Origin of the sequence: Pseudomonas sp. GL-R-19 (assembly GCF_019956375.1) — a bacterium.
GTDB lineage: Bacteria > Pseudomonadota > Gammaproteobacteria > Pseudomonadales > Pseudomonadaceae > Aquipseudomonas.
This window is the reverse complement of sequence record NZ_JAHBDJ010000008.1, coordinates 26,184-41,726: the sequence shown is the minus strand read 5'-3', so window position 1 is coordinate 41,726 and position 15,543 is coordinate 26,184. Positions and strand designations below refer to the sequence as shown.

Here is a 15,543-nt window from a genome sequence, read left to right as displayed (position 1 = left end):
CTCAGGCTTTCCCGGACGGTTTCAACAGGGCGTTCACTTCGCCATAGGTCAGAGCCTTCAGGTCGTGGCTATCGAACTTGCCGGTTTGCATAAAGCTCTTGGCTATGCCGGCCATGGCACCGTAGAGGAATTCGGCGATGCCCGAACCGGCGGTCAGACGGCGTACGCCCAGTGCCTCGAGCACTTCGGGGGACGGCAGGCCCGGGAACCCCAGCACATTCAGTGGCAACGAGGTGCCCTGGCACAGCGCCTTGATCTCGTACTCCGAGGTAACGCCGGCGGCAAACAGACCATTGGCACCGGCCGCCTGATACAGCGTAGCGCGCCTGAGGGTTTCGGCGACGCGATCTTCGGCAGGTACCAGGCCCCGGAGGTAGACATCGGTGCGCGCATTGATGAACAGGTTTACATTGCGTCGATCGGCCACCTGGCGGGCGATTTCAATCTTGCGTACCAGCAACTCCGGCGGCGAGGAACCGTCCTCGATGTTGATCCCGACCGCACCGGCGGCGATGACTGCGTCAACCACCTGTGCCACCCGTTCCAGGTCATCGGAATAGCCGGCTTCGATGTCCACGGTCAGTGGCACCGAAATGACCCGGGCAATCGACTCGACGGTCGAGACCAGGCGCTCAAGGGGCAGGGTGTTGCCGTCCGGATAGCCGTGCACCCAGGCCACCGCCGCGCTGCTGGTGGCCACGGCCTTGTTGCCCAGTTGCTCCACCAGCCGCGCCCCGGCGGCATCGGCGACGTTGGTGAGGATCAGCAAACCCTCGTGATGCAGTTGGTGCAGTTGATTGTCGAGCCTGTCCATCGAGCTTCCTTCCTTTTGAAAAAGACGTGGGGGATCAGAACGCCAGTTGCTCCGTGAGCTGCACCGCCGCGTTCTCCAGCCTGAGCAAAAACGCCTTGCGCGGCTGGCCTCCAGCGTAGCCGGTCAACGAGCCATCGGCGCCGATCACACGGTGGCACGGCACGACAATCGATAAGCGGTTATGCCCGTTGGCCAGGCCCACTGCGCGGCTGGCACCGGGCTTGCCCAGCCTCGCCGCGATGGCGCCGTAGGTGGTGGTCCGGCCGTAAGGGATCTTCGCCAGCTCGGCCCAGACCCGGCGGGAGAATTCGCTGCCGGGCATGTGCAGGGCAATGCTGAACTCAGTGAGTGTGCCGGCGAAATACGCGGACAATTGCGCTTCGATCTGCTGCAAATGCACGTTGTGCCCCGGCGCCACGGCATAGCCGAAACGGTTTTGCAGCGCTTCGACCGCTGGGTTCAGCGATGCCTGATCGAGAAACTCCAGCAGCACCAGTCCACGCCGTTCGGCCATGGCGATCATCGGCCCCAGCGGCGTGGTCAGGCGCGTGTACAGCAGCGGCTCGCTGTTGGCAGCGCGGCCCGGGGTGATGTGAAACGACTTCTGGAAGGCGTCGCGAAAACCGCTCAGGGACTCGTAGCCGGAATCGAAAGCTACGTCGTCGATGGAGTCGCCCTGTTTGATCCCGCCCAGCGCCATGCCCAGGCGCCGGGCGCGCAGCCACGCGTGGAAGGTCATGCCGAAATGCTGCTTGAACCAGCGGCGCAGTTTCAGCGGTTCGATGCCTTCGGCCAGCAGATGGGCGTCGGTCCAGCGCTGTTCCGGGTCGGCGTCTACCGATTTGAACAGTTTCTGCACCCAGTCCGGCGCGCTGGCGGCGGTGTCCATCGGCTTGCAGCGCAGGCAGGCGCGGTAACCCGCCGCCAGGCACTGTTCGGCGCTGGCAAAGAACTCGACGTTTGCAGGCTTCGGGCTGCGGGCGGTGCAACCGGGGCGGCAGAAGATGCCTGTGGTCTTGACCGCCGTGAAGAACACGCCCTCGTAGGAGGTGTCTCGCTCGAGCATGGCGCGAACCATCTCGGCACGGGGTGGAAGCAGCGTTTTTTGTAGGTTCATGGGCGCAGCATAGATCGCGTCACGGGCGGCCTCCACCGGAAAATCGACAGCGAATTTCGGACCGCAAAGCAATCGACCACAAAAAAATCCCTCAGGCACGACGAGCCCTCAGCAGCACCGAAGCCGCTGCTGCACAGAAACAGGTCACGCTATGGGATTGATGGTCTACACTCGTGCCGCTTGATAACTCAAGCTCCTTACTTTCATACCCGCCTTGTGCGGGTTTTTTTTGGGGGAAAATTCCATGACCCCCAGGTTTCGCATCGTCGCCAATGGCGCCGACCAAGGACTGAATGCTCTGGCGGCCTGTGGAGCCTGCGCCAAAGCAGTCTCGGCACCGAAGTGAAAAGAGCGACCGGGCTGATGCATCATCATCCAGCCCGGTCGCGGTCCCTGCAGATGCTCCCTGCAAGTCCCGCCAAGGCACTTTTTTCATACATGAAGCATGAGTTTTCTGCAATCTGTTTATTAATACAGTAAAAATCTTGCTTTTTATGTCTACACCTGTCATCCCTTCGATGGGTGAAGTGGTCTGATGAAACCGGAAACTCATATAGGCGAGAATGCTCGCCAGACCGAGGTGTCAGATGTCCACTACACAATGCTGCGCAGAAGGTGATTGGCGGGGATGTGATCTTCAAGGTTGAACGAGTAAAACAGTCGCTCCTCGAGAACCTCGAACCTCGATTCTGGTTGACTGACTTCTTCACAGCGTGAAGCTGCCAGTCATTTGTGTTTATAAAATCAGGTAGTGATTCAATTTTCCCCTGGATCAAAGCCAATACAGGATAGCAATGGACCACAACCAGCCGATGCTGAGGGTGATCGTAAGGTAGATCGCCATAAGCATCAGGGGTTGATTCCACATGACACACCTCCCGTAACCGCTGTGTTTACATGGGTGCCTGGTAAATTGGGAGCTCGTATGAGCGATAGAGCAATAATCACGCCATTTGAATGAAAGACGCTGGCCGCAAGCCCTGGGCCTTTAGCGCTGCGTTCCACGCTACTTCCTCCAGACGAAAGCTGACCCTAAATCTCCCCCCCAAAAATGGGCTTTCCCAGATGTGGGGGAGCATCCATCCCGATGCCACAGCATCCGCGCCGCTCCTGGATCGGCGGGCACTTCATCGAACCAAACGAGCAGAGCACGCAGCAGTCACCGGGATTTGGGCGTAGCAGAGTCCTGCAATTGCCACATTCATAGAAAAACTGACAGGCATCTGTGGGCATGGCTTCCTGTTTGGCGAAATTGCAATGCGGGCAGGTCAACACGGATTCGAGGATGATGGCTCTCATGGCGGCCTCATTTGTGCACGGTGGAGGGATCGCCCGCATTCGTCCCCTTGCCGATTTGTTGAACCATCGTCATCTCCATTGAATCGGTCTAACCTAGAGTCACTCTACACTCCGTACCTAGGTACAGAATCAAGGAGCGTGTGATAGCGATGGGAATGAGTATCGGCAAATTGGCGGAAGCTGCCGGAGTGAACATCGAGACTATTCGCTATTACCAGCGACGCGGCTTGCTGGATGAGCCGCCAAAGCCGCTCGCTGGTTATCGGTACTATCTACCGGAGCAGGTCAAACGGCTGCGCTTTATCAAGCGGGCACAGGCGCTGGGATTCACACTGGATGAGGTGGGTACACTGCTGACACTGGATGCGGCCAGCGCTTGTAGCGAGACTCGGGCACTGGCCGTGCGAAAGCTGGCCATGATCGAGAAAAAGATGGCCAACCTTGCAGCCATGCAGCAGGTGCTGGGCGAACTGGTGCGCCAATGCGATGCAGGTGGCGGAGCCATTTGCCCTATCATCGATGCGCTGAACAGGGAGTGATGTCTGGTTGCGGGGCCGCTGCATAGGCGTCAGGCCAGCAATTCGTGCCGTTGTTATCGCGCTTCAGCGGTGGTCAGCCCCGTCCAGTCATGGGCGCAAACCACCGTATACCGGGCTATCTGGCGAATTTTTTCGCCCCGGCGACGCAGAGGATCACGGCAATGGTGACGCCCAGCATGCCGAGGCTGACATGCTCATGCAGCAGGGTGGCGGCCAGGGAAAGCCCAAAAAACGGCTGAAGCAGCTGCAATTGCCCAACGGCGGCGATGCCCCCTTGGGCCAGTCCGCGATACCAGAACACGAAACCGATCAGCATGCTGAACAGCGAGACGTAAGCCAGGCTGAACCAGGCCGGCGCGCTGATGCCGGTGAACGAAGCCGGCATGCGCATCCAGCTCAGCGCCGCCACGACCGGCAGCGACAGCACCAGCGCCCAGCAAATCACCTGCCAGCCACCCAGCGTGCGCGACAGCTTCGCGCCTTCGGCATAACCCAGGCCGCAGGCGAGGATGGCCAGCAGCATCAGAATATCGCCTTGCGGGGAGGCGGTCAGGCCTTGGGACAGGGCAAACCCGACCACCAGCAAACTGCCCAGCACCGAGAAAATCCAGAACGCCGCCCGTGGCCGCTCGCCGCCGCGCAGGACGCCGAACACCGCCGTCGCCAGGGGCAGCAGGCCGACGAAGACGATGGAGTGCGCGGACGTCACGTATTGCAGTGCCAGCGCTGTCAGCAGTGGGAAACCGATGACCACGCCCATGGCAACGATGAGCAGCGGTATCAGTTGCTGGCGCGCCGGACGTTTTTCCTTGAATAACCCCAGCAGGCACAGCGCCAGGATCGCCGCGATCGTCGCGCGCGCGACCGTCAGGAACAGCGGATCGAACTCCAGCACCGCCACCCGTGTCGCCGGCAGCGAACCGCTGAAAATCACCACGCCGATCAGGCCGTTGATCCAGCCGCCGGTGCTGTTTTCCAGCGTCTGGTGTTGCAGGTTCGAGGTCCGTTCCATTTGGCTCACGCTCATTGTCTGATTGCACGAAACTCATCCTATGAGCGACTATCGATACAATCAAAAAATTGTCATGGATACATCTCGACATGCCTCGATCCCGCTACAAAACCCTGGTGGATGCCTTTGCCGCCGACATCCGTTCCGGGCGTCTGCCGCCCGGCACGCGCCTGCCGACTCACCGGCAACTGGCCACCGAGCACGGTTTGGCGCTGGTCACCGCCAGCCGGGTGTATGCCGAGCTGGAAGGCATGGGGCTGGTCAGCGGCGAAACCGGTCGCGGGACCTTTGTCAGGGAAACCTCGCTGCCGCCGGGGCAAGGCATCTCGCAGCACGTGGTGGCGGCGGGGATGATCGACTTGAATTTCAACTATCCGTCATTGCCCGGTCAGGCCGACCTGTTGCGCACTGCCTTGCGTCAGTTGGCGTTGTCCGGTGACCTGGAATCCCTCCTGCGCTATCAGCCCCACGCGGGGCGCCTGCATGAGCGGGCTTCGGTCGCGCGTCATCTGCTTGAACGCGGGCTGAGTGTGCCGGCCGAGCAGGTGTTGATCGTCAGCGGCGCCCAGCATGGCCTGGCGGTAGCGATGATGACGCTGCTCAAACCCGGCGATGTGATCGCCGCCGATGCGCTGACCTATCCCGGTTTCAAGACGCTGGCCGAAACCCTGCATCTGGAAATCTTGCCGATTCCGGTCACCGATACCGGGCCTGATCTGCCCGCCCTGGAAAAACTCTGCCGCAGCCGATCGGTGCGAGCCGTCTACTCGATGCCGACCTTGCATAACCCGCTGGGCTGGGTGATGGACCTCGATCAGCGCGAGCAGTTGGTGGCGATTGCGCGCCGGCATGACCTGACGATCATCGAGGACGCCGCCTACGCGTTCCTGGCCGAAAACGTACCGCCACCGCTGGCCGAGCTGGCGCCGGAGCGGACGGTGTACGTGTCGGGACTGTCGAAAAATGTCGCCACCGGGCTGCGCGTCGGGTTCATTGCCGCACCCGCGCAATGGATCGTCACCTTCGAGCGCACCGTCATGGCGACCACCTGGAACACTCCCGGCGTGATGACCGCCATCGCCACGGCCTGGCTCGACGATGGCACCGTCAGCCAGCTCGAGGCGCAAAAACGAGCGGATGCCCAGGCCAGGCAAACCCTGGCCCGCGAGGTGTTGGCGGGGCTCAGGACCATCGGTCACCCGAATTCCTACTTCATCTGGCTGCCGTTGGCGGATGACGCCCGGGCCGACCAGATCGCCATGGCGCTGATGCGCGAGCAGGTGTCGGTGTCGCCGGCCGAACCCTTTGCGATATCAACCCATGTGCCCCACGCGATACGCCTGGCATTGGGCTCCGTGGACATGGACTCGCTGCGTATTGCATTGAGCAAAGTGAAAAGCGTCGTGGGTTATTACTCATAGCGATATAGGGTCATAGCGATACAGGGCAGTTTTCTTCAATACGCGAGCCGCTCGGCTCTTTACCTTGAGGACCTTGTTCAACTCGATGGAAGAAGGTGTGCAATGAGTCTGATGATGTCCATGGCGGCGTTTGCGCTGGTCGCCTCGATCACGCCGGGGCCGGTCAATATTGTGGCGTTGAGCTCCGGCGCGCGCTTTGGCTTTCGGGCCAGCCAGCGTCATGTGGCCGGGGCCACGCTGGGGTTTGTCTTGCTGTTGGTGCTGATGGGGTTGGGCTTGCATGAGTTGTTGCAACGCTGGCCGGCGCTGACACAGGGGGTGCAATGGGCGGGCGTGGCCTTTCTGCTGTACATGGCCTTCAGGCTGGCGGCTGACAACGGGCAGGTGCAAGCCAGGGAAGCGGCGCAGGCCCCGTCGATGTTGTATGGCGCCATCATGCAATGGCTCAACCCGAAGGCCTGGCTCGCCTGCGTGGCCGGCATGGGCGCGTTTGTCGCCGATGGCGAGGCGCGGCTGGTGTGGCAGTTCGCGGCGATTTATCTGGTGATCTGCTATGTGTCGGTCGGTTGCTGGGCGTACGCCGGGACGTTTTTGCGCGGTTTTCTGAATAACCCGGCGGGGATGCGTCTGTTCAATCGGCTGATGGCGTTGTTGCTGGTGGTGAGTGCGGTGTATCTGTTGCTGCCGTAGCTGTGCTCACTACAGCATCAGCCCCGATACTGCCCCGGTGTCGCCGCCAGATGCTGTTTAAACGCCCGTTGAAAGTGCGCCTGATCGGCGAACCCCGCTTCCAGTGCCACGTTTGCAATCAGCTTGCCGTTGCGCAATTGGTCCTGGGCGAACTGGATGCGCCGGTTTACCAGGAACGCGTGGGGCGTCATGCCGTAATGCTGTTTGAAGGCGCGGATCAGGTAGGACGGTGACAGTTGCGCCGCCTCGCAGATGTCTTCGAGCTTGAGGGTTTGCGTGCAGTGCTCGCGGATGTAATCGGCAGCACGCTCCAGCTTGAAATTGGGTTCACGCAGCGGTGGGTCGATCGGGTTCAATCGCTGCTGCACATCAGTGAAAAACTCCACGGCCGCGCCGTGCTTGCATAAGACATCGTGCTGCGGATCGACCAACACTTCATACAGGCCCGCGAGGCCGGCAAACAGGTCGGTGTCCCGCGTATGGGTGACCGAGAAACGGCGAAACGCAGTGTCATCGCTGAACCCGAGCTGATGCTGCAAATCGGCCAGCCACGGCGTGTCGACGTACAGCATCAGGTACGACCAGGGTTGGTCTTCGATCGGGTTGCAGGCGTGGACGTCGCCGGGGTTCATCAGCACGACCGTGCCGACGCTGATCTCGAAGGCCGACTGCTCATGGAGATAGGTGCTGCGCCCGGCGGTGATCGCCCCGATGGAAAAGTGCTCATGGGCGTGCCTGGTGTAGCAGACTTCGCGCCCGTCGGCGATGGAGCGGGCTTCGATGAAGGGCAGGGCGTCATCGCGCCAGAAGCGCGGGGCCTGGTCGGCGTTCTTGGCAACTGCGTGCTTCATGCTCACTCCTCGGCAGGTCAGCGCTCGAGTGTATTAGCTCTCGCCGTCAAAGGCGCGCTGCAATGCCGCAATATCGAGTTTTTTCATCTGCATCATCGCCTGCATGGCCCGTTGGGATTTTTTCGTGTCGGGGTCTTTGATCATGTCCATCATCGCCACGGGCACGATCTGCCATGACAGCCCGAACCTGTCCCTGAGCCAACCGCATTGCTGGGCCTCAGGCGCGCCACCGGCCGACAGGTTGCCCCAGTAATGGTCGACTTCTTCCTGGGTCAGGCAATTGACCTGAAACGACACCGCCTCACTGAACTTGAATAACGGCCCGCCGTTGAGACCGGTGAAACTCTGCCCGTCGAGTTCGAAGCTGACGGTCATGACCGAACCTTCCGGCCGGCCATGGAGCTCGAAACCGGCATGGCCGTAGTAGGTGACGGCAGTGATTTTCGAATGGTCGAAGATCGAACAATAGAATTTCGCTGCCTCTTCGGCCTGATCGTCGAACCACAGGCAGGGTGTGAGTTTTTGTACGCGTTGCATGGTGCCAACTCCTCTGCAGATTGCGCATGTCCCGGACTTTCAGCGTAGTCAGCCTCTGGTCGCTCGGCCGTACCGTAGATCGATAAAATTGCCGCAGGGTCGCGAAGGTGTAGTCGAAATGACTTTGTGTTGAGTCAAACAGACTATTTGCGTGTCGAGTCTTTATGACTCGTATGAGCGCGAACGCCTGGATCTGAAGGGGTAAAGAGCTGGCACGGGACTTGAACAGATAAACGCACAACTGAACGCCTTCAGGAGTACGCAAAATGTTCAATTTCTTCAGCAACCCTCAGAACGTTCTTCATCTGTCGAGCCAAGTCCCGGCCCGAGTGGTGGCTTGATGCGCCGGTTTGCCGTTGCACCGGTTTTCAGTCTGGGCTTTCGACCGTTCTTTCTGGTTGGGGCCGGTTTCGCCGCCATCGCCGTAGCGATCTGGGCCTTGTGGTTGTACGGCCACTTGCCCGGTGCGCAACCGCTGGGCGGTATGCTCGCCTGGCATCGACATGAAATGCCTTTCGGATTTGCCTCGGCCATCATTGCCGGGTTCCTCCTGACCGCGGTGCCCAACTGGACCGGCCGGCCGGGGCTCAAGGGCTGGCCGCTGATCGGCCTGGTGCTGGTGTGGCTGCTGGCGCGGCTGGCCTGGTGGTTGCCCGTGCCGGCGCCCTTGCTGCTGGCCTTGCAAGTCCCGTTTCTGCCGCTGTTGGGGTGGGTGTTGGGGCGCGATCTGCTGGCTGCGGGCAAGCGCGAGAATTATCCGATTCTGTTGATGGTGACGCTGCTGGCCGGGTGCCAGGCGCTCACGTTGTTGGGGTTCGCCGTCGATGACGCCAATCTGCAACGCCATGGCGTGCTGGCTGCCTTGTGGCTGGTGGGCGCGCTGATGAGCGTGATCGGCGGGCGGGTGATCCCGTTCTTCATTCAGCGCGGCCTGAACCGGCCCGCAACGCCTGCGGCCCATTCGTTGCCGGGCAAGGTGTTGTTGGTCAGCGCCATGTTGGCGGCGGTGTCCTTTGCCGCCGGATTGAACGACGTCGCCCGTGTGTGGCTGGCGCTGTTGTTTGCGTTGATCAGCGGTTTGCATCTGCTGCGATTGTGGCGCTGGCATGATCGTGGCCTGTGGCGCGTGCCGCTGCTGTGGTCGCTGTACCTGGCTTACGCCTGGCTCGCGGTGGCGACGCTGGCGATGGCGCTGTGGCACCTGGGCTGGATGCCGCAGCAAAGCCTGGCCACCCATTCGCTGGCCGTCGGCGGTATCGGCGGGTTGATTCTGGCGATGATCGCGCGGGTTAGCCTGGGGCATACCGGGCGAATGTTGCAGCCGTCCAGGGCGATCGTTGCGGGGTTTGTCCTGTTGTTGCTGGCGAGTGCGTGTCGGGTATGGCTAGTGCCTTTTTCCGGTTTCGGATTGGCGCTGTCGGCACTGTTGTGGTGTAGCGCCTTTGCAGTTTTTGTCTGGCGCTACACCGGCATTTTAATGGGGCCAAGGCTCTAGCGAATGTTTCCTGGCCGCCCATCGAGGCGGCCTTTTGATGACCGGTGGTCGATGCACAACGGTCTGCCTGCAAATCTGCGCTTAGCTGAAGGGAGAACCCGAGGCGCGCACAGGCAGTACAAGGCCGCGGCGACGCCCCTTCAGATCACCCTGAGTCTGAGGAATTGCGCCATGCTGACCCTGAACATCAATGGCCAGGATCAGGAGCTGGATGTCCCCGCCGACATGCCGCTGCTCTGGGTCTTGCGCGATGTCGCCCACCTCACCGGCACCAAATTCGGCTGTGGCATAGCCCAATGCGGAGCCTGCACCGTGCACGTCGATGGCGCTCCGCTACGCTCCTGCATCACACCGGCCACCGCCGTGGCCCATGGACAGAAAATTCTCACCATCGAAGGCCTGTCCGCGGACGGTTCGCACCCGGTGCAAAAGGCCTGGGCGGAACTTGACGTGGTCCAGTGTGGTTACTGCCAGTCCGGGCAGATCATGTCGGCGGCGGCGTTGCTGGCGAAAATTGCGCAACCGACCGACAGCGACATCGATCAGGCACTGTCCGGCAACATCTGCCGCTGCGGCACTTACCCGCGGATTCGCGCGGCGGTCAAGCGCGCCGCCGCGCTGGGTTGAGGTGGCCATGAACAGCATCAACGCGTTATCGCGCCGTGGTTTTCTCAAGGGCAGTGCGTTGCTGGGTAGTGGACTGGTGGTCGCCTTTGTCATTCCTGGCGCTCATCGGTTCGCCATGGGCGCAGAGAACCAGGGCAATGTGTTTGCGCCCAATGCCTTCCTGCGCATTGGCAATGACAACAGCGTCACCGTGTTGCTCGGCCATTCGGAAATGGGCCAGGGCATCTGGACCGGCCTGACCATGCTGGTCGCCGAAGAACTCGACGCCGACTGGTCGAAAATCCGCGTCGAGCATTCCCCGGCATCGGCCGCCGAATACGGCATGCCCGGGTTTGGCGGGATGCAGATCACCGGTGGTTCGACCTCGACCTGGATGGAGTTCGACCGCTATCGCCAGGCCGGCGCGGCGGCACGTTTGATGCTGATCGACGCGGCGGCCAAGCGTTTCAACGTCGCTCCATCCGAGATTCATACCGAATCGGGCGTAGTCATTGCCGGTGAGCATCGTGCAACTTATGGCGAGTTGGCCGATGACGCCGGGCAATTGCCACGGCCGGACCCGGCCTCGATCAAACTCAAGGACGCTAAAGACTGGCGGCTGATCGGTAAACCCACCAAGCGTCTGGACACGCCGGAGAAAATCACTGGCCGGGCGAAATTCGGCATGGACGTGCAGTTCGACGGGCTGATGACTGCGATGGTCGCCCGTTCACCCACCTTCGGCGGCAGCGTGAAATCCTTTGAAGGCGCCGAGGCGCTGGCGATTCCGGGGGTGCACAAAGTGGTGCAAGTACCGACGGGCATCGCGGTGATCGCCGATCATTTTTGGGCGGCGAAGCTGGGGCGCGATGCGCTGAAAATCGAGTGGAGCCCGGGGCCGAATGCCGGGCTCAATAGCCAGGCGCTGCTGGAAAGCTTTCGCAAACTTGCTGCCACCCCCGGCCTGAACGCCGGTCAGGCCGGCGATACCCAGGCTGCGCTGGCGAAAGCGGCCAAGACGATTGATGCTGAATACAGCGTGCCTTATCTGGCCCACGCGCCGATGGAGCCACTGAACTGCACGGTGAGCGTCACCAAGGACAAGTGCGAAATCTGGACCGGCACCCAGTTCCAGACCCTGGACCAAATGGTCGCCGGGAAAATCACCGGGCTCAAACCCGAGCAGGTCGAAATCCATACCGAGTTTCTCGGTGGCGGCTTCGGGCGTCGGGCCAATCCGACCTCGGACTTCGTCAGCGAAGCGGTGTACGTCGCCAAGGCCGCCGGTGCACCGGTGAAAACCGTATGGGCGCGGGAGGATGACATTCGCGGTGGCTATTACCGCTCGGCGTTCCTACACCATGCGCGCATCGGGTTGGGTGCCGACGGCCTGCCGCTGGCCTGGAAACATGTGCTGGTCGGGCAGTCGATCATGGCCGGGACTTCCCTTGAAGCGAGCATGGTCAAGGACGGGATCGACAAGACCTCCGTCGAAGGCGTGGCCGACAGCCCTTACTTTGAAGGACTGGCCAATCACCAGATCGAACTGCACTCACCGAAAACCGGGATCAGCGTGTTGTGGCTGCGTTCGGTGGGGCACACCCATACCGCGTTTGTCATGGAATCGCTGATCGATGAGCTGGCCACGGCGGCCGGCAAGGATCCGGTGGAATATCGACGCACCTTGCTCAGGGACCATCCGCGTCACCTCGGTGTGCTGAACCTCGCGGTGGAGAAGGCCAACTGGACGGCGCCGCTGCCGGACGGCCATGCGCTGGGCGTGGCGGTGCATGAATCGTTCGGCAGTTACGTGGCCCAGGTGGCCGAGGTGTCCCAGGACAACCTCGCCATTCGCGTGCACCGGGTGGTGTGTGCGGTGGACTGCGGCATTGCGGTCAACCCGCAGAGCATCGCTGCGCAGATGGAGTCGTGTATCACCTTTGGCCTGAGCTTCGCCTTGCACAGCAAACTGACGCTCAAGGACGGGCAGGTGGTGCAGTCCAACTATCACGACTATCAGGTGCTGCGGCTCAACGAAATGCCGGTGGTTGAAGTGCATATCGTGCCCAGCAGCGACAAACCCGGCGGTATCGGCGAAGCCGGTGTGCCTCCCACGGCACCGGCGGTGGCCAACGCGGTGTTTACCCTGACCGGGCAGCGCCTGCGGGAGCTGCCGTTGCAGCTGTCGGGGGTGTGAGATGAAACGACATCATTGGTTGCTTGGGACGGTGATCCTGATCTGTCTCATCGCCTACGCATCGCACGTGTTCGCCGAAGACCGCGAGGCCTTGCAGGCGTTCGACACCGTGCAGAAAGTCTTCCAGAGCCCGCGTTGTCAGAACTGCCACATTCCCGGTGATTCGCCGCTGCAATTCGATGCCGGCGTGCCCCACGCGATGAATGTCGTGCGCGGCATGGACGGCAAGGGCTCGGCCGGGTTGCCCTGTGCAACGTGCCATGCCCAAAGCAATCCGCCGGCCAGTTACGGTCCGCACGCGCCGCCCGGGGCGCCACACTGGAGCCTGCCGCCGGCAGCACAGCGGATGGCCTGGATTGGCCTGCCGGCCGACCGGCTGTGCGCGATGATCAAGGATCGCTCCAGCAATGGCGATCGGGATTTCGCCGCGCTGATCAAACACGTCAGCGACGACAAACTGGTGCTGTGGGGCTGGAATCCGGGCGGCAATCGCGCGCCGGTGCCGGTACCACACGATATCTTCGTCACCCGGTTCAAGCGCTGGGCCGATGCAGGAGGGCCGTGCCCTGTGGCGGGTAGCTGACCAGTGGCACACTAACAGGGAGTCAATGCGGGTATGGGCGACTCTAATGTGCATACCCGCCAAGGAGTGAACGATGTTGATTTCAGGTAAAGCGGGCAAATCGGGTCGATCCGCAAACCCGTTGCTCACGCCACAGCAGGAACGTGAACGGCTGCGGGATCTGGCGCGTCAGGCCGAGCAAGAGCTGGCGGGGGTGCAGATGGCGAGCATGGACGAGCTGACGCTGCTCTCCAATCGCCATGGCTTCACCGCACTGGCCCAACTTGGGCTGGACGCCTGCCGGGAGCTGGAGACGCCGGCGACGCTGCTGTACTTCACCCTCGATGAATTCAAACACATCTGCTATCTGTATGGCCGGACCAAAGGAGACGATGCGCTCAAGACATTCGCCGATGTCCTGCGTATTGGTTTTCGTGAAAGCGATGTGGTCGGCCGACTCGAAGGCGACCGGTTCGTGGCGTTGCTGACCGGTTCCAGCGTCGTGGAGATTGAGGCGATCAAGGCCCGGCTCAATGAGATTCTCGATGAGCGCAATGCCGCGGCCCATCGCAGTTATGACATTCGGTTCAGTGTTACCCAGGTTGAATATGATCCCGTTGTTCATGACTCGGTCGAGGAGCTGCTGGGTGAGGCCGAGCGGGTGATGAGCCGTTAGGCAGTTGTGTTGGCGGGCCTCATCGCGAGCAGGCTCGCTCCTACAGGGTTTTATAGTGAACCGGCAATTTGCGAACAACGCCGGCCATTGTAGGGGCGGGCTTGCCCGCGAAGGCGGCCTGACAGGCACCGCATATCCTCACTTGGCAAACAACTGCCCAATGTCCTTGAACGCCTTGAACTCCAGTGCATTCCCGCATGGATCAAACAGAAACATCGTCGCCTGTTCGCCCACCAACCCCTGAAAACGGATTCCCGGTTCGATCACGAAGCGTGTCTGCAGTGACTTCAGCCGCTCGGCCAGCGCCTCCCATTCCGCCATCCCGAGCACCACGCCAAAATGCGGCACTGGCACATCGTGACCATCCACGGCATTGGTGTGCGCGGCTACTTGCGCAGGGGTTTTCGGTGCAAGGTGAATCACCAGTTGATGGCCGAAGAAATTGAAATCCACCCAATGGTCGCTGGAGCGACCTTCTTCCAGGCCAAACACTGAACCATAGAAATGTCGGGCGGCCGGCAAGTCGTGGACCGGGATGGCCAAGTGAAAAGGGGACAGTTGCATCAGGCGAACCTCGTTGGTGGGTGTGGACGTGTCGAGTTTAGCTCTGTGCTTTTTGATTGAAAGACGATAATTTTTGCGTCGAGCTCAAATTATTTCGATCAATCGAGGCCGCCATGCTGCGAGAACTGAAAACCTTTATCGCGGTGGCGCGTTACGGCACGTTTGCCGCTGCGGGCATGCACATCGGCTTGACGCAATCGGCGGTCAGCGCGCAGATTCGCAACCTGGAACAGGCCCTTGGCATCCGTCTGTTCGACCGCACCGGGCGTCAGGCGCTGCTCAACGCGGCGGGGCAGCGTGCGTTGCCGATGGCCAGGGAAATGCTCGAGACCTTCAGTCGTATGGCCGTCAGTGACGATGTCAGTGAGTACCGTGGCGAACTGAAAATCGGCGCGGTGGCGACCGCCCAGACCGGGCTGCTGCCCCAGGCGCTGGTGCGCTTGCGCCAACAGGCGCCCTTGCTGGAGCCCAAGCTGGTGCCCGGGGTGTCACTGAACCTGCTGAGTCAGGTGGACACCGGAGAAGTGGACCTGGCGATCCTGATCAAACCGCCGTTCGAGTTGCCCAAGGAATTGTCCGCGCAGGTGATTCGCCGGGAGCCATTCGTGCTCATCGTACCGGCGGATCTGGACGGTGATGATCCGTTGCAACTGCTCGCCCGGCACCCGCATGTGCGCTACGACCGCAATTCGTTTGGCGGGCGGCTGGTGACGCGATTTCTGCGCGAACAGAAGATTGAGGTGCAGGTGGCGCTGGAGCTGGATGAACTGGAGGCCATCGTGAAAATGGTCGAATGTGGGTTGGGGGTTTCGCTATTGCCCGAAGCCGGGTTGTGGCTTGAGCACGGGGCCAGGGTGCGAGTCATCCCCTTGGGCGAGTTGACGTTCTATCGGGAGATTGTGTTGTTGCAGCGGTACAGCCAGCGAATGCAGCCGATTCAGCAGTTGTTTGCGCAATGTCTGACACAACACTAACCCTGTAGGAGCGAGCTTGCTCGCGAAGGTCGTCAACGATAACGCGCGCAGTCTGGATGAACGCGGCGTGCCCGGGTTTTTCGTCGGAACGCCGCCCGGAGCAAGCTCGCTCCTACAGGGGGGCTGCATCGCCCGGGGAAATCGCAGGCATAAAAAACCCGCCAAAAGAGGCGGGTTTTTTGGCTGACC

General features: G+C 61.3%; 16 protein-coding genes. 9 read left to right on the top strand and 7 right to left on the bottom strand.

The window, feature by feature from the left end; genetic code table 11:
- Position 1 precedes the first annotated feature (1 nt).
- The 3 genes from KGA83_RS04765 to KGA83_RS04755 form a co-directional block, all read right to left on the bottom strand.
- Positions 2-814, bottom strand: coding sequence for an isocitrate lyase/phosphoenolpyruvate mutase family protein (locus tag KGA83_RS04765; protein ID WP_115947480.1), 813 nt, complete (start codon positions 812-814; stop codon positions 2-4).
- Between the two features lie 34 nt (positions 815-848).
- The gene (locus KGA83_RS04760; RefSeq protein WP_223528794.1) at positions 849-1,931 is read right to left on the bottom strand and encodes a bifunctional transcriptional activator/DNA repair enzyme AdaA; all 1,083 of its coding nucleotides are present in this window, start codon (positions 1,929-1,931) and stop codon (positions 849-851) included.
- A gap of 1,032 nt (positions 1,932-2,963) precedes the next feature.
- Positions 2,964-3,230 (bottom strand): GDCCVxC domain-containing (seleno)protein, encoded by a 267-nt coding sequence (locus tag KGA83_RS04755; protein ID WP_223528792.1) that lies wholly within the window; start codon positions 3,228-3,230, stop codon positions 2,964-2,966.
- 149 nt (positions 3,231-3,379) lie between these two features.
- Between KGA83_RS04755 and merR the strand changes: the two genes are divergently transcribed.
- On the top strand, positions 3,380-3,769 hold the full coding sequence (gene merR, locus KGA83_RS04750; RefSeq protein ID WP_263292501.1) for an Hg(II)-responsive transcriptional regulator: 390 nt from the start codon (positions 3,380-3,382) through the stop codon (positions 3,767-3,769).
- 115 nt (positions 3,770-3,884) lie between these two features.
- On the opposite strand, the gene KGA83_RS04745 is transcribed toward merR, so the two are convergent.
- Positions 3,885-4,781 carry a DMT family transporter gene (locus tag KGA83_RS04745; protein WP_223528789.1) on the bottom strand — a complete coding sequence of 299 codons (897 nt, stop codon included), beginning with the start codon at positions 4,779-4,781 and terminating at the stop codon, positions 3,885-3,887.
- Between the two features lie 89 nt (positions 4,782-4,870).
- On the opposite strand from KGA83_RS04745, the gene KGA83_RS04740 reads away from it, so the two are divergent.
- Together KGA83_RS04740 and KGA83_RS04735 are read left to right on the top strand one after the other, a co-directional pair.
- On the top strand, positions 4,871-6,202 hold the full coding sequence (locus KGA83_RS04740; RefSeq protein WP_223528786.1) for a PLP-dependent aminotransferase family protein: 1,332 nt from the start codon (positions 4,871-4,873) through the stop codon (positions 6,200-6,202).
- Between the two features lie 102 nt (positions 6,203-6,304).
- Positions 6,305-6,892, top strand: a complete 588-nt coding sequence (locus tag KGA83_RS04735; RefSeq protein WP_223528783.1) for a LysE family translocator — start codon at positions 6,305-6,307, stop codon at positions 6,890-6,892.
- 17 nt (positions 6,893-6,909) lie between these two features.
- On the opposite strand, the gene KGA83_RS04730 is transcribed toward KGA83_RS04735, so the two are convergent.
- Both KGA83_RS04730 and KGA83_RS04725 read right to left on the bottom strand, forming a co-directional pair.
- The gene (locus KGA83_RS04730; protein WP_223528780.1) at positions 6,910-7,743 is read right to left on the bottom strand and encodes an AraC family transcriptional regulator; all 834 of its coding nucleotides are present in this window, start codon (positions 7,741-7,743) and stop codon (positions 6,910-6,912) included.
- Positions 7,744-7,776: 33 nt separating this feature from the next.
- Positions 7,777-8,280 carry a VOC family protein gene (locus KGA83_RS04725; protein ID WP_223528778.1) on the bottom strand — a complete coding sequence of 168 codons (504 nt, stop codon included), beginning with the start codon at positions 8,278-8,280 and terminating at the stop codon, positions 7,777-7,779.
- 340 nt (positions 8,281-8,620) lie between these two features.
- Here KGA83_RS04725 and KGA83_RS04720 point away from each other — a divergent pair, with 340 nt between their 5' ends.
- The 5 genes from KGA83_RS04720 (at position 8,621) to KGA83_RS04700 (ending at position 13,816) form a co-directional block, all read left to right on the top strand.
- Entirely contained in the window at positions 8,621-9,775 is a 1,155-nt protein-coding gene (locus KGA83_RS04720) for an NnrS family protein (protein WP_223528775.1), read from the top strand.
- 171 nt (positions 9,776-9,946) lie between these two features.
- The gene (locus KGA83_RS04715) at positions 9,947-10,402 is read left to right on the top strand and encodes a (2Fe-2S)-binding protein (protein ID WP_223528772.1); all 456 of its coding nucleotides are present in this window, start codon (positions 9,947-9,949) and stop codon (positions 10,400-10,402) included.
- Positions 10,403-10,409: 7 nt separating this feature from the next.
- Entirely contained in the window at positions 10,410-12,578 is a 2,169-nt protein-coding gene (locus KGA83_RS04710) for a xanthine dehydrogenase family protein molybdopterin-binding subunit (protein WP_223528769.1), read from the top strand.
- A 1-nt stretch (position 12,579) separates the two neighbouring features.
- A complete protein-coding gene (locus tag KGA83_RS04705) occupies positions 12,580-13,161 on the top strand; it encodes a hypothetical protein (RefSeq protein ID WP_115947482.1) in 582 nt (193 codons plus the stop codon).
- Positions 13,162-13,234: 73 nt separating this feature from the next.
- The gene (locus KGA83_RS04700; RefSeq protein WP_108215897.1) at positions 13,235-13,816 is read left to right on the top strand and encodes a GGDEF domain-containing protein; all 582 of its coding nucleotides are present in this window, start codon (positions 13,235-13,237) and stop codon (positions 13,814-13,816) included.
- Between the two features lie 138 nt (positions 13,817-13,954).
- Here KGA83_RS04700 and KGA83_RS04695 read toward each other — a convergent pair whose 3' ends face one another.
- Positions 13,955-14,380: a VOC family protein gene (locus tag KGA83_RS04695; RefSeq protein WP_108215896.1), complete on the bottom strand. Its 426-nt coding sequence runs from the start codon at positions 14,378-14,380 to the stop codon at positions 13,955-13,957.
- A gap of 113 nt (positions 14,381-14,493) precedes the next feature.
- Between KGA83_RS04695 and KGA83_RS04690 the strand changes: the two genes are divergently transcribed.
- Positions 14,494-15,354, top strand: coding sequence for a LysR family transcriptional regulator (locus tag KGA83_RS04690; protein WP_108215895.1), 861 nt, complete (start codon positions 14,494-14,496; stop codon positions 15,352-15,354).
- Positions 15,355-15,543: the final 189 nt, after the last annotated feature.